The 13,142-nt window shown below is 58.3% G+C and carries 13 protein-coding genes and 1 pseudogene; 6 read left to right on the plus strand and 8 right to left on the minus strand.

Annotation, left to right across the window (positions count from 1 at the left end; genetic code table 11):
- The first annotated feature begins 3 nt into the window (after positions 1-3).
- Both dapE and WLO32_RS15010 read left to right on the plus strand, forming a co-directional pair.
- Positions 4-1,131 (plus strand): succinyl-diaminopimelate desuccinylase, encoded by a 1,128-nt coding sequence (dapE, locus tag WLO32_RS15005; protein ID WP_435945802.1) that lies wholly within the window; start codon positions 4-6, stop codon positions 1,129-1,131.
- 30 nt (positions 1,132-1,161) lie between these two features.
- Positions 1,162-1,350 carry a YpfN family protein gene (locus WLO32_RS15010; RefSeq protein WP_121266037.1) on the plus strand — a complete coding sequence of 63 codons (189 nt, stop codon included), beginning with the start codon at positions 1,162-1,164 and terminating at the stop codon, positions 1,348-1,350.
- A 51-nt stretch (positions 1,351-1,401) separates the two neighbouring features.
- Here the strand turns inward: WLO32_RS15010 and ypfH are convergent, their stop codons facing one another.
- The 6 genes from ypfH to dapA form a co-directional block, all read right to left on the minus strand.
- Positions 1,402-2,100 (minus strand): esterase, encoded by a 699-nt coding sequence (gene ypfH / locus WLO32_RS15015; protein ID WP_435945804.1) that lies wholly within the window; start codon positions 2,098-2,100, stop codon positions 1,402-1,404.
- Positions 2,101-2,174: 74 nt separating this feature from the next.
- Positions 2,175-4,184 (minus strand): tRNA(Met) cytidine acetyltransferase TmcA, encoded by a 2,010-nt coding sequence (locus tag WLO32_RS15020; RefSeq protein ID WP_435945805.1) that lies wholly within the window; start codon positions 4,182-4,184, stop codon positions 2,175-2,177.
- Positions 4,185-4,204: 20 nt separating this feature from the next.
- Entirely contained in the window at positions 4,205-5,083 is an 879-nt protein-coding gene (ypfJ, locus tag WLO32_RS15025; RefSeq protein WP_435945806.1) for a KPN_02809 family neutral zinc metallopeptidase, read from the minus strand.
- A gap of 134 nt (positions 5,084-5,217) precedes the next feature.
- The gene (purC, locus tag WLO32_RS15030; RefSeq protein WP_435945808.1) at positions 5,218-5,931 is read right to left on the minus strand and encodes a phosphoribosylaminoimidazolesuccinocarboxamide synthase; all 714 of its coding nucleotides are present in this window, start codon (positions 5,929-5,931) and stop codon (positions 5,218-5,220) included.
- Positions 5,932-6,037: 106 nt separating this feature from the next.
- The gene (gene bamC / locus WLO32_RS15035; RefSeq protein ID WP_435945810.1) at positions 6,038-7,072 is read right to left on the minus strand and encodes an outer membrane protein assembly factor BamC; all 1,035 of its coding nucleotides are present in this window, start codon (positions 7,070-7,072) and stop codon (positions 6,038-6,040) included.
- A 16-nt stretch (positions 7,073-7,088) separates the two neighbouring features.
- A complete protein-coding gene (gene dapA, locus WLO32_RS15040; protein WP_435945811.1) occupies positions 7,089-7,967 on the minus strand; it encodes a 4-hydroxy-tetrahydrodipicolinate synthase in 879 nt (292 codons plus the stop codon).
- 145 nt (positions 7,968-8,112) lie between these two features.
- Here dapA and WLO32_RS15045 point away from each other — a divergent pair, with 145 nt between their 5' ends.
- Entirely contained in the window at positions 8,113-8,667 is a 555-nt protein-coding gene (locus tag WLO32_RS15045) for a glycine cleavage system transcriptional repressor (RefSeq protein WP_220667422.1), read from the plus strand.
- Between the two features lie 15 nt (positions 8,668-8,682).
- Positions 8,683-9,153 carry a thioredoxin-dependent thiol peroxidase gene (bcp, locus tag WLO32_RS15050; RefSeq protein ID WP_435945812.1) on the plus strand — a complete coding sequence of 157 codons (471 nt, stop codon included), beginning with the start codon at positions 8,683-8,685 and terminating at the stop codon, positions 9,151-9,153.
- Between the two features lie 45 nt (positions 9,154-9,198).
- Here the strand turns inward: bcp and WLO32_RS15055 are convergent, their stop codons facing one another.
- Positions 9,199-10,269: an AI-2E family transporter gene (locus WLO32_RS15055; RefSeq protein ID WP_435945813.1), complete on the minus strand. Its 1,071-nt coding sequence runs from the start codon at positions 10,267-10,269 to the stop codon at positions 9,199-9,201.
- A gap of 221 nt (positions 10,270-10,490) precedes the next feature.
- Here WLO32_RS15055 and bepA point away from each other — a divergent pair, with 221 nt between their 5' ends.
- Both bepA and arsC read left to right on the plus strand, forming a co-directional pair.
- The gene (gene bepA, locus WLO32_RS15060; RefSeq protein ID WP_435945815.1) at positions 10,491-11,954 is read left to right on the plus strand and encodes a beta-barrel assembly-enhancing protease; all 1,464 of its coding nucleotides are present in this window, start codon (positions 10,491-10,493) and stop codon (positions 11,952-11,954) included.
- An 11-nt stretch (positions 11,955-11,965) separates the two neighbouring features.
- Positions 11,966-12,323, plus strand: a pseudogene (gene arsC, locus WLO32_RS15065) (arsenate reductase (glutaredoxin)).
- An 88-nt stretch (positions 12,324-12,411) separates the two neighbouring features.
- On the opposite strand, the gene WLO32_RS15070 reads toward arsC, so the two are convergent.
- Positions 12,412-13,113: a DnaA inactivator Hda gene (locus WLO32_RS15070; protein ID WP_220667426.1), complete on the minus strand. Its 702-nt coding sequence runs from the start codon at positions 13,111-13,113 to the stop codon at positions 12,412-12,414.
- Positions 13,114-13,142: the final 29 nt, after the last annotated feature.

A 13,142-nucleotide genomic window follows, 5' to 3' on the forward strand; every position in this document is an offset into this window, starting at 1 on the left:
CTTATGTCCTGCCCGGTTATTGAGCTGACGCAACAGCTTATCCGCCGCCCTTCCCTGAGCCCCGATGACGCCGGCTGCCAGGCGCTGCTTATTGAGCGGCTGCGCGCTATCGGCTTTACCGTTGAGCACATGGATTTTGGCGACACGCAAAACTTCTGGGCATGGAGAGGACAGGGCGAAACGCTGGCTTTTGCCGGACATACCGATGTCGTGCCTTCCGGCGACGCGGACCGCTGGATTAACCCGCCGTTTGAACCGACCATTCGCGACGGCATGCTGTTTGGCCGGGGCGCCGCGGATATGAAGGGCTCGCTTGCGGCGATGGTGGTGGCGGCGGAGCGTTTTGTCGCGCAGCATCCGCACCATAAAGGCCGCCTTGCCTTTCTGATCACGTCCGATGAGGAAGCCAGCGCCAAAAACGGCACCGTAAAAGTGGTCGAAACGCTGATGGAGCGCCGCGAGCGCCTCGATTACTGCCTGGTGGGCGAGCCTTCGAGCACCGAGGTGGTCGGCGACGTGGTGAAAAACGGCCGCCGCGGGTCGCTGACCTGCAACCTGACGATTCATGGCGTGCAGGGGCACGTGGCCTATCCGCATCTGGCGGATAACCCGGTGCATCGTGCCGCGCCGATGCTAAGCGAGCTGGTGGCCATTGAGTGGGACCAGGGGAACGAGTTTTTCCCGGCCACCAGCATGCAGATCGCCAATATTCAGGCCGGCACCGGCAGCAACAACGTTATTCCAGGCGATATATTCGTGCAGTTTAACTTCCGCTTCAGCACCGAGCTGACCGATGCGGACATCAAACAGCGCGTGGTCGCCCTGCTTGAGAAACACCAGCTGCGCTACACGCTGGACTGGTGGCTTTCCGGGCTGCCGTTCCTCACCTCGCGCGGCAAGCTTGTCGATGCGGTGGTGAACGCGGTTGAGCACTATAATGAAATAAGGCCGCAGCTTTTAACGACCGGCGGCACGTCCGATGGACGCTTTATCGCCCGCATGGGCGCGCAGGTAGTGGAACTTGGGCCGGTAAACGCGACCATTCACAAGATTAACGAGTGCGTCAACGCCGCCGACCTGCAGCTTCTTGCCCGTATGTATCAACGCATTATGGAACAGCTTGTCGCCTGACCGGCTGCACAACTTAAGTGAGGTATTAGCATGGAATGGCTATCGCATTACTGGTGGGTAATTGTACTGGTGCTGTTGCTGGGTATTTTCCTTAACGTCATTAAAGACCTGAAACGCATCGACCCGAAAAAGTACATGGCCAACAAGCCTGACTTGCCGCCGCATCGTGATTTTAACGATAAGTGGGACGACGAAGACGACTGGCCAAAGAAAAAATAGAAAAAGTAGCGCACGTTTTTTCCCTCACCCTGCAGCAGGGTGAGGGCATGCTTACAGCAGTTCAATAATATCGTCATCTTTCGGGATCCCGCCGCTTAACGCCTCATCAAAATAATGCTTCGGCACCGTATAGCGCAGATGGTCGAGCGCAATGCGGATGCTGCGGTCGTCAATGGCGTGCCCCAACGCATCTACGATATCCAGCGTGAAATCCCCGCCGATGCGCTCGAGCGCCTCGGAGGCCTCAACGGCGTGCTTCACATTAATCACGCTGTCCTCATCGCCGTGAATCAGATGGACAGTCACGGAGGCAGGAATGTTTTGCGGCAGCCCGGCATAACGCCCGCTGAAGGCAACCACCCGGGAGGCAAGCTCCGGCTCGGCTTTTACGCCTTCCAGCGCCATTATTGCGCCCTGTGAGAAGCCAATCAGCGCCGTAGCATTCGCCGCGACGCCGCTTTGTTTCTGCCAGTAGCGCACCACCTCGATAAAGGTTGGCATCACCGCATCAATGCGGCCCTGGCGGTTTTCCTCCGTCACGCCGGCCACTGAAAACCATTCACGTCCCTGAGGCGAACCGCTTGCCACCGGGCCGCCAACGCTCACCACCAGCGCGTCGGGAAATACCGGGGCGAACCAGCGGCCGATTTCCCCCATCGCGACCGGGTTATCGCCCACGCCATGAAACAGCAACAGCAGCTGTTTTGCCGGAACGGAGGGGCTTTGGACAACAAAATGGTCGTGCTTCATGGTTATCTCCTTAAGTTTCTGCAGCTGACTATACGCCGGATAAAGGTGATGACCATGCCGTTTGGCTGAACGACTTAGTGGAAAAATTGCAATTGCAAAAGAGAATTTTTAAGCGCGGCGCTTTGTGCGGAATTAAGTTCTTCAAGCGCCTGCCGCGCTTCCTGGCGCATCGCCCCCAGCAGCGCCTTACGCCCGGAAAGCCGAAGCTTCGCACACAGCGCCTCTACCCCAAGCCTGTTTTGTACCCGCCCGCGTAAAGCGTTCAGCGGCAGATCGCAGGCTATCAGCAGACGGTTGAGCGAGCCCAGGCAAGCTTCCAGCGGGCGGTGCGCGAAGGCAAATCCTGCCAGTTCAAGCCAGTCATCACTATTTAGCGTAGACGCTGGCTCAGGAATAATGGGTAAAGGCTGCCCGATCCACGGCTGCAGCCAGATAAAATCCCGCTGCAGACGAAGCTGTTCGCGGCGGGTGAGCATCACCCCCGCCTCGCTCAGGGGCAACAGCGCCATCGCCGTGTAGCAGCCGCTGCTGGCTTCGCGGTGGCTGCCGACGCGCACGAGCACGAATCCGCAGCTTTCCCAGAACCGCCACAGCTCATCGGTGAAGCCAAAACTTACCGACAGATAATCAGCCTTCTGCTGCGCGACTGCCCTGGCCATCGCTATCATCCGCTGCCCTAACTGCTGCCTTTGGCGTAGCGGATGCACCGCAATGCGGCTTACGCGCAAACCTTTTAAAACCGCCGCCTGCGGGCTTCCGCCGTGGGCGGCCAGGGACTGTGCGACAAGGTTCCCGCGCGGACGCCGTAAGCCTGCCCACACCGCGCGGCTGAGATTTTCATCAAGCCCGCCCTCCGCCACCAGCCAGGCGGCGCCAAGGGTTTCATCGCCGCAGTCGGCGGCAATAAAACTCTGGCCGTGGGCATCGAGCATGCGCCGCCAGTCCAGCGGCGAGGTGCGGTAGTGCGCGCCGGACAGCAGGCGATACATGTTCTGCAACCGCCCGCCCTCGCTTTGCGCGACGGGGCTTAGCGTAACCGGCTCCTGAGACGCCTGGGTAATATCCGCCTCTTCAAACAGCAAAATGCCGTCGATTAACGACTCCAGGGGATCGTGCTGCGCCCAGCGAATCGGGGCTGAAAGAGAGTAGCGGGTAAGCGAGTCGATGCCTGCGCAAAACTTCAGTAAGAAGCCGCGGCCGGTGCCTTCATATCCCTGAACCGTAGTGGTGAGCAGCGTGCGCGGAAAACGAGCTATCAGCTGACGCAGCTGCGGCGCCGGCAGGGCCGCGGCCTCATCGATAATCAGCCACTGCGCATGATTTTCAGGCTGGGCCAGAAGCGCGTCCGGAGCGATGAAGCTAAACTTTTCACCCGCGTGCAACGCCAGCACGTCCGTCGCCGCACGCGTCGGCGCGGTCACCAGGGCTTTGCCCGGCAGGCTTCGCAGCAGCATGCCCGCAAGCGCAGACTTGCCTCTTCCGCGCGGGGCGGTGATTACGGCTACGCCCGCAGGCATAGCCTGCAAGGCGCAAAGGATGTCGGCCTGCTCCCGCTCAGGAGCACCTTGGGCAGGATGCCAGCAGGGACGAGGCCGAAATTCAGGCAGGCAAAACGGCTTATGCTGCTGCCAGAGATAAGATTCGCTGTCGGCGAGCACGCAGCGTTGAAGATGAGAAATAAAGTTCGGCGTGGCGATGGGCTGCGGAAAATCGCTCCAGCGGCAGGAATCCGCGTCGGGAAGCGCAGGCCAGCTTAGCCACTCGGGAGCCAGCAGCACCAGCCAGCTGCCGGCTTTTAAGGTTCCGGCAAGGGCCGCCAGCGCTTCGGCATCCAGCCCGCTGCGGGCGTCAAACACCGCATGGAGAAACTCCCGGCCAAGCAGGGTGCGCATGGCCGATGGCGCGCAGCTCAGCGGAAGCTCGGGTGCCGCGCCCACCCACAGCCAGTCGCCGGGCAGCAGGCCGCTCAACAGGTTTACCTGCCGGCTGCTCCACGCGCCTTCGCCGGCCAGGATAAGCAGACGCCGAATGCCGGCGCAGGCCATGCTGGCCGTTGCCTGTTGAAGCTGCTCCATGCCGGTCATCCCTGTATGAGCCTGCGCGATTAGCGAACGCTGTTGCCGAAGGTATTACACTGCGCCGGGTCGCCGCTGTCGAAGCCGCGTTTAAACCAGGTATAGCGCTGCTCAGAGGTGCCGTGGGTAAAGCTGTCCGGCACAACGCGCCCCTGTCCCTGCTGCTGCAGGCGGTCATCGCCAATCGCCTCGGCGGCGTTTAACGCCTCCTGCAAATCGCCCGCGTCCAGCACTTCCTGTTTTTGCATGCTGTGGCCCCAGACGCCCGCGAAGCAGTCGGCCTGCAGCTCCATTTTCACCGACAGGCGGTTGCCTTCGGTCTGAGAAGCGCCCTGCTGCAGCTGGCGAACCTTTGGCTCGATGCCCAGCAGTTTCTGCACGTGGTGGCCAACCTCATGGGCGATAACGTAGCCCTGAGCGAAATCGCCGTCCGCTCCGAGCTTGTTTTTCATCTCGTCATAGAAGGAGAGATCGATATAAACGGTGCTGTCCGCCGGGCAGTAGAACGGCCCCATTACCGACTGACCCGTACCGCAGCCGGTACGCGTAGCGCCGCGGTACATCACCAGTTTAGGCTGCTGGTAGGTGCGTCCCATCTGCTGGAAAATCTGCCCCCAGGTATCTTCGGTGGTGGCCAGAATAACCGAGGTGAATTTGGCCGCCTCGTCATCATTCGGGCTAATGGAGCGCTGGGAGGCCTGTTGCTGCGTGACCGGCTGGTCGCCGGAGAGCAGCGCGGTGAGATCGACGCCGTAATAACCGGCCACGACGACGATAATCAGCAGGACTATCCCGCCTTTCCCGCCGGGTAAACGAAAACCGCCACCGCCGCCGCCAAAACTCGGGCCGGGGGAGTTACTACGCCTGTCTTCTACGTTGTCGCTTTCGCGACGTCCTTGCCAACGCATAACCCTACCTCTTTTTATTTACGCCTTGTATCAGGTAGATCGTAGGTGGTTAATCGCAGGATTACCATAAGAAACGAGATGTGAAAAAGCCGGATGTGCAAAACACACCCGGCCTTAAATAGCGCGGCGGAAATTTAGTCTAATTTAACGCCAAGACGGTGGGCCACTTCTTCATAGGCTTCAATCAGGCCGCCCAGGCTCTGGCGGAAACGGTCTTTGTCCATCTTGTCGAGGGTCTGTTTATCCCACAGGCGGCTGCCGTCGGGCGAGAACTCATCGCCAAGCACCACTTCGCCTTTAAACAGGCCAAACTCCAGCTTGAAGTCCACGAGGATAAGCCCCGCGTCGTCAAACAGCTTGCTCAGCACGTCGTTAGCCTTGTAGCTCAGCTCGCGCATGCGGGCGAGATGCTCTTTGCTCACCCAGCCAAAGGTTTCGCAGTAAGATTCGTTGACCATAGGATCGTGCATCGCATCGTTTTTCAGGAACAGGTCAAACAGCGGCGGATTAAGCTCAATGCCTTCTTCAACGCCCAGGCGCTTTACCAGCGAACCTGCGGCGCGGTTGCGGATTACGCACTCCACCGGCACCATATCGAGCTTTTTCACCAGCACTTCGTTATCGGAGAGCAGCCGCTCCATTTGCGTAGGAATGCCCGCCTCTTCGAGTTTGGCCATAATGAAATGGTTAAACTTGTTGTTCACCATACCCTTGCGGTCGAACTGTTCAATGCGCGCGCCGTCTCCTGCTGACGTATCATTGCGGAATTCGAGCACCAACAGATCCGGGTTTTCGGTGCTGTATACGGTTTTCGCTTTGCCACGATACAACTCAGCTTGCTTTTGCATCTTTCTTACTCCAGGTGTGATTTAACTAAAAATTCCGCTCTCTGCGGCTACGCACACGTTTGCGTAGCCGGCCAGAAAAAAGGCCGGATCGCTCCGGCCCTTTAAGTTACTTGCTGAATGCCGCCTGGAATACAGCGACCAGCGCGTCGTTCTGCGCCTGCGTCAGCGTATGTCCTTTAGGATCGATGAACTGCAGGCTGCTGCGGTTATCAAGATCGCCGACCTGCAGCTTATAGTCGCCGCTGACAAGCTGTGGATCTTTCGCCCCTAAATCCTGCCATGCGCTGTCGGATAAAGGTTTGTAAGTCACCGCCATGCTGCCGGTGGAACGGGTGGAATCCGTTACCTTCATGCCAGCTTTTTCAAGCGTGGCCGGCAGACGGTTCCAGACGATGTTAAACGGACCGCGAACCACGAGCATTGGTAAGCCGGTGTCATCTGCGGCGCTCTGCACGTCAAGCTGGGCGGAAGAACGGTTATCCTGCGCGTTCTGGCGATCGGTTTGTACTTTATCAAGGCCCGCGCTGATGACGTTAAGCATTTGCGCGCTGTAGCGCTGCATGGAAGCCGCGTCCGATACCGGCTTGCCTGACTGCTCCAGGTTCAGCAGCTTCACCACCACCGACTGCTGGTAGCCCTGCGGCTGCACGGTAATTTGATAACGGCCGCGGTACTGTTCGTCCTCATCGGCACGGTTCCACTGTACCCAATCGGTCGTCAGCGTCTGGCCTGCGTCATCGCGTTTGCTGACGGTGTAGTTGTTGGACTGCACGATGCTGACCACCTGCGGCCACAGCGTAGCGCCGCGCGCGCTTTCTACCATCAGCGAAGCGGTATCGCCGGTAAACTGGGTACGCGCGCCGCTAACCAGCGCCAGCGGTTGCGCCGGCGGACGAATGTCCAGCTGTTTGCCTACTGCGCCGCTGCCGTTGGTAACCGGAATCGTATATTGTCCGTTCTCCACGGGCAGAATCATGCCCGCCGGAGAGTGGATTTCCGCCAGTGGTGCTGCATCCAGATAGGACTCGTCGCCGCTAACCTGGCGCTTATAACGCTGGTCGCTGCTGCATGCAGCCAGCAGCATGGCAAGCGACACCACTGCAACTTTTGTCACCATCGACTTTTGTACTGAGTAAGCCATCAAATCTCCCTAAACTTTACAGCAAACCCGCATGCTTAAGCGCGCTGATAATCACCGGACGACTTGCTTCAGTCAGCGGCGTCATTGGCAGGCGTAAGGTATCGGTCGCCACAAGTCCCAATTCTCTACAGGCCCATTTCACCGGGATAGGATTGGGTTCTACAAATAATTTGTTATGCAACGGCATCAGGCGCTGGTTGATCTCACGCGCTTGTGCAAATTGCCCGTTGGCCGCCAGTTTACACATTTCCGCCATTTCACGCGCGGCTACGTTTGCCGTCACGGAAATCACGCCGTGGCCGCCGAGCTGCATGAAGTCCAGCGCGCTGGCGTCGTCACCGCTGACCAGGATGAAGTCGTCTTCAACCAGCTCTTTGATCTGGTTTACCCGCGTTAAGTTCCCGGTCGCCTCTTTGATACCAATAATATTTTTTACTTTCGACAGACGGGCGACGGTTTCCGGCAGCATGTCGCAGCCGGTACGGGACGGCACATTGTACAGCATCTGCGGCAGATCGGTGCTTTGGGCGATGGCTTTGAAGTGCTGGAACAACCCTTCCTGAGTCGGACGGTTGTAGTAAGGCGTGACGGTCAGGCAGCCAACGATGCCGCTGTTATTAAAGCGCTTCGTCAAAGAGATAGCCTCGGAAGTGGCGTTCGCACCGGTGCCTGCAATCACCGGAATACGGCCGTCTGCCAGCTCAAGCGTTAGCATAACCACATCGCCGTGCTCTTCGTGGCTTAGGGTAGCAGACTCTCCGGTCGTCCCTACGGAGACAATCGCCGATGTTCCGCTGGCGACATGGTAATCAATCAGTTTTTTCAGGCTTGACCGGCAGACATTACCTTTCTCATCCATCGGTGTTACAAGCGCGACAATACTTCCCGTGAACATTGGCCATCCTCTGTGCAAACAAGTGCCTCAATGGTACGTTTGGTGCAGGATCAAAAGCAAGCTGCCAGGTGAGTCTACACGGTTGTATGCAGGATTTTTTTATGCTTTCCTTATGATATCCCACCGATTCAAAGGAAGAATGCGCTTGACTCCTTCACCCCACCACTATTTGGTTATCACGGCCCTTGGGGCGGACAGACCTGGTATTGTTAATACCATCACCCGTCATGTCAGCAGCTGCGGCTGTAATATCGAAGACAGCCGCCTCGCGATGCTCGGTGAAGAGTTTACGTTTATTATGCTGCTGTCCGGCAGCTGGAACGCGATAACGCTGATTGAGTCGACGCTGCCGCTTAAAGGCGCCGAGCTGGATTTGCTGATCGTGATGAAGCGCACCGCCGCCCAGGATCGCCCGGCAATGCCTGCCACGGTCTGGGTACAGGTGGAAGTCGCGGATTCGCCGCATTTGATCGAACGCTTTACCGATTTATTCGACACGCACCATATGAATATCGCCGAGCTGGTGTCCCGCACGCAGCCCGCTCAGGACAATACGCCGCCGCAGTTGTATATTCAGATAACCGCCCACAGCCCCGCGTCAGAAGATGCGGCAATTATTGAGCAGGCCTTTAAAGCGCTATGTACAGAGCTTAAAGCACAAGGCACTATTAGCGTGGTGAATCCACAGCAAGATGATTAAAGACGGAGAGTAGTGATGAGCCCACTGAAAGCCGGTGACAGCGCACCGAAATTTAGCCTGCCCGATCAAGACGGCGAGCAAGTAAATTTGACCGACTTCCAGGGACAGCGCGTTCTGGTTTACTTTTATCCCAAAGCGATGACGCCAGGCTGCACCGTTCAGGCATGCGGTCTGCGCGACAACATGGATGAGTTGAAAAAGGCGGGCGTGGAAGTGCTGGGCATCAGCACCGACAAGCCAGAGAAGCTTTCACGTTTTGCCGAAAAAGAGCTGCTTAACTTCACCCTGCTGTCCGATGAAGATCATCAGGTTTGCGAGCAGTTCGGGGTGTGGGGCGAGAAATCTTTTATGGGCAAAACCTACGACGGCATTCACCGCATCAGCTTCCTGCTGGACGCTGAAGGTAAGGTCGAAAAGGTGTTTGATGACTTCAAAACCAGCAACCACCATGACCTCGTGCTGAACTGGCTGAAAGAAAACGCTTAAGCCCGCAGAGATTAAAAAAGCCGACTTCGCGTCGGCTTTTTATTTTTAAGGCTGCTTATCATCGATGACCAGCCCGTCAGGCCAGGCGTGAACCACGGCTTTAATCAGCGTGGCGAGCGGAATGGCGAAGAACACGCCCCAGAATCCCCACAGCCCGCCGAATATCACCACCGAAAGAATAATCACCAGCGGGTGCAGGTTAACGGCTTCTGAAAACAGCACCGGCACCAGCAGGTTACCGTCCAGCGCCTGAATAATCAGGTACACCGCAAACAGCGTCCAGAACTCCGTGCCCAGGCCAAACTGGAACAGCGCCACGCAGACGACGGGGATGGTCACCACAAAAGCGCCGATATAGGGAATCAGCACCGAGAAGCCGACCAGCACCGCCAGCAGCAGCGAGTAATTAAGCCCGAAGACGATAAAACCAATGTAGGTGGCGATGCCTACGACTATCATCTCCAGCACCTTCCCACGGATGTAATTGGTGATCTGCTGATTCATCTCAAGCCATACCTGTCCGGCCAGACCGCGGTTACGCGGCAGGACCCGCCGCACGGCGTTGAGCATCTGCTCTTTATCTTTGACGAGGAAAAAGACCATCAGCGGCACCAGCACCAGATAAATCGCCAGCGTCAAAAGCCCCACCAGGGATGCCAGAGAGTATTTCACCACCTGGTCGCCCATGCCCGACAGGCGGCCGCGCATATTTTCCGCCATCGCATCGATAATGCCCGCGTCCACCAGCGCCGGATAACGTTTTGGCAGCGCGGCGGCGAAGTCGGACAGCTTATTGAGCATGCCCGGCATATCGCGAATCAGGTAGATGCCCTGCTGCCATGCCACCGGCGCCACCACCAGCACCATAACCATCAGGATGCCGACAAACAGCACCAGCACGATGCTTGCGGCCCAGCTACGGGAGCAGCCGATGCGTTCAAGGCGCGCCGTTGGCCATTCCAGCAGATAGGCCAGCACCATGGCGACCAGCAGCGGCGCTAAAAGCCCGTGAAAGAAAAAGAGGATGACAAACCCGGCCAGCAGGATCACCAGCAGGGCGATGGCTTCCGGGTCGCTAAACCGTCGTCGGTACCACTGCAACAACATCTCGAGCATATATCCCTTCCCTGACAGCTTTAGGCGAGTCGGGATTGTATCTAAATGTCACCGCAAAGACTTCGCTTTTTACGCCCGGAAAGCTCCTGGTTGAGGTAGGCTTGCGCTTTCAGTGGTAAGATTTTCTCCGTTCGTTACGTGGCCGACAAACGCTGCCAAAAGACGAACAACTCAGCCCGTAACGTGTCGAAACTAGACCCCGAATAAACAGGATAGCGGTTATGTTCAAGCAGTTGAAAAAAACGCTGGTTGCAACACTCATGACAACCTTACTGGCAGCGCAGGTGCCGCCAGCCTTCGCGGACGTGGCCGACCAACTGCCGGATATGGGAACCTCGGCCGGGAGCACGCTGTCAATTGGCCAGGAAATGCAGATGGGCGATTTCTACGTGCGCCAGCTGCGCGGCAGCGCGCCCCTGATTAACGATCCCCTGCTGGGGCAGTACATTAACAGCCTGGGCATGCGCCTGGTCAGCCACGCGAATTCGGTTAAGACGCCGTTCCATTTCTTTCTTATCAACAATGACGAAATCAACGCCTTCGCCTTCTTCGGCGGCAACGTCGTCCTGCACTCCGCGCTGTTCCGCTATGCCGACAACGAAAGCCAGCTCGCCTCGGTTATGGCCCACGAAATCTCGCACGTAACCCAGCGCCACCTCGCCCGGGCGATGGAAGACCAGAAAAAGAACGCGCCCCTGACGTGGGTCGGCGCCCTGGGCTCTATTCTGCTGGCGATGGCCAGCCCGCAGGCGGGAATGGCGGCCCTGACGGGGACGCTGGCAGGCACGCAGCAGGGCGTGATCAGCTTTACGCAGCAAAACGAACAGGAAGCCGATCGCATCGGCATCCAGGTGCTTCAGCGCTCCGGTTTCGATCCGCAGGCGATGCCGACCTTCCTCGAGAAGCTGCTCGATCAGGCGCGCTACTCCACGCGCCCGCCTGAAATCCTGCTGACCCACCCGCTGCCGGAAAGCCGTCTGGCGGACGCGCGTAACCGCGCCAACCAGATGCGGCCAATGGTGGTGCAGTCTTCAGAAGATTTTTACATGGCGAAAGCGCGTACGCTCGGCATGTACAACTCCGGGCGCAACCAGCTCACCAGCGACCTGCTCGACGCCTGGTCAAAGGGCAATATCCGCGAACAGCACGCCGCCGTTTATGGCCGCGCGCTGCAGGCCATGGAAGCTAAAAACTGGGATGAGGCGCGCAAACAGCTGCAGCCGTTGTTGTCGGCGCAGCCGGCTAATCCCTGGTATCTCGATTTAGCGACCGATATCGATCTGGGGCAGAACAAAGCCACAGAGGCCATTAACCGGCTGAAAAACGCGCCGGGCCTGAAACTCAACCCGGTGCTGCAGCTTAACCTTGCCAACGCCTATATGCAGGGCGGGCAGCCGGCCCAGGCCGCCGCCATCCTTAACCGCTACACGTTCTCAAATCCCGATGACAGCAACGGCTGGGATTTGTTGGCGCAAAGCGAAGCCGCAATGGGCAATCGCGATCAGGAGCTGGCGGCGCGCGCCGAAGTGATGGCGCTCGGCGGACGTCTCGACCAGGCCATTTCCCTGCTCAGCAGCGCCAGCGCCCAGGTGAAGCTCGGCAGCCTGCAGCAGGCGCGCTACGATGCGCGCATCGACCAGTTCCGCGAATTGCAAAAACGTTTCCTTCAATACCAGAAGATGTAACAGGAGTTAATATGTCCGCAGGCGTCACCCTCTATCACAATCCACGCTGCTCGAAGAGCCGCGAAACCCTAAGCCTGCTGCAGGCAAACGGCGCGGAGCCTGAAGTTGTGCTGTATCTGGAAACCCCTCCGGACGCGGCGGCCATTAAGGCGCTGCTGGGCAAGCTAGGCTTTGCAAGCGCCCGCGATCTGATGCGGCAGAAAGAAGATCTGTATAAAGAGCTCAACCTTACGGATGCGGGCCTAAGCGAAGAGCAGCTGATTCAGGCGATGGTTGAGCATCCCAGGCTGATTGAACGTCCGATAGTGGTGGCGAATGGCCAGGCGCGTATCGGCCGGGCCGCCCGAGTCGGTGCTGGAGATTTTGTAAGGCGGAATAAATGCCGGGGCGCAGCCGCTTATCCTGTCTGCATCGCTGGTTTCGAGGAGGGATAGGCGCTGTGCCCGCCACCGCACGGTTAAAGCCCCAGAATCTCTTTCACAAAGGGAATGGTCAGCTTGCGCTGCGCGGTAATAGAAGCGCGATCGAGCTGGTCGAGCGTCATAAACAGCGTACGCATTTCGCGGTCGAGGCGTTTGAGCAGGAAGCGGCCCACGTCCTCCGGCAGCTCAAAGCCACGCTGGCGTGCGCGTAGCTGCAGGGCCTGAAGCTTGTCGTCATCCGACAGCGGCTGCAGCCGGTAGATTTGCCCCCAGTCGAGGCGCGAAGCGAGATCCGGCAGCTGCAGGTTGAGCTGGCGCGGCGGCCTGTCGCCGGTAATAAGCAGGCGGGTTTTGCCTGATTCCAGAATGCGGTTATAGAGGTTAAAAAGCGCCATCTCCCAGGGTTCGTCGCCGGCTATGCATTCGATGTTATCGATGCACACAAGCGCAAGCTGCTCCATGCCGTCCAGAACTTCCGGCACAAACCAGGTGCGTTTATCCAGCGGCACGTAGCCTACCGCCTCGCCTCTTTGCGACAGTTCCGCACAAGCGGCGTGCAGCAAATGGCTGCGCCCGCCCCCTTCCCGCGACCAGAAATAGATATACCCGCTGTGATCCTGACGCAGCACGGCCTGCAGGGCGGCGAGTAGAGAAGGGTTATCACCCGGCCAGAAACTGGAAAACGTTTCGTCGTCAGGCAAATAGAGTGGCAGTGAAAGCTGTGCCGGCGTATTCAGAAGTACCTCAACCATAACAGGCAGAAAAA

It is taken from the genome of Dryocola mayonis (genome assembly GCF_051307045.1).
Lineage (GTDB): Bacteria > Pseudomonadota > Gammaproteobacteria > Enterobacterales > Enterobacteriaceae > Dryocola.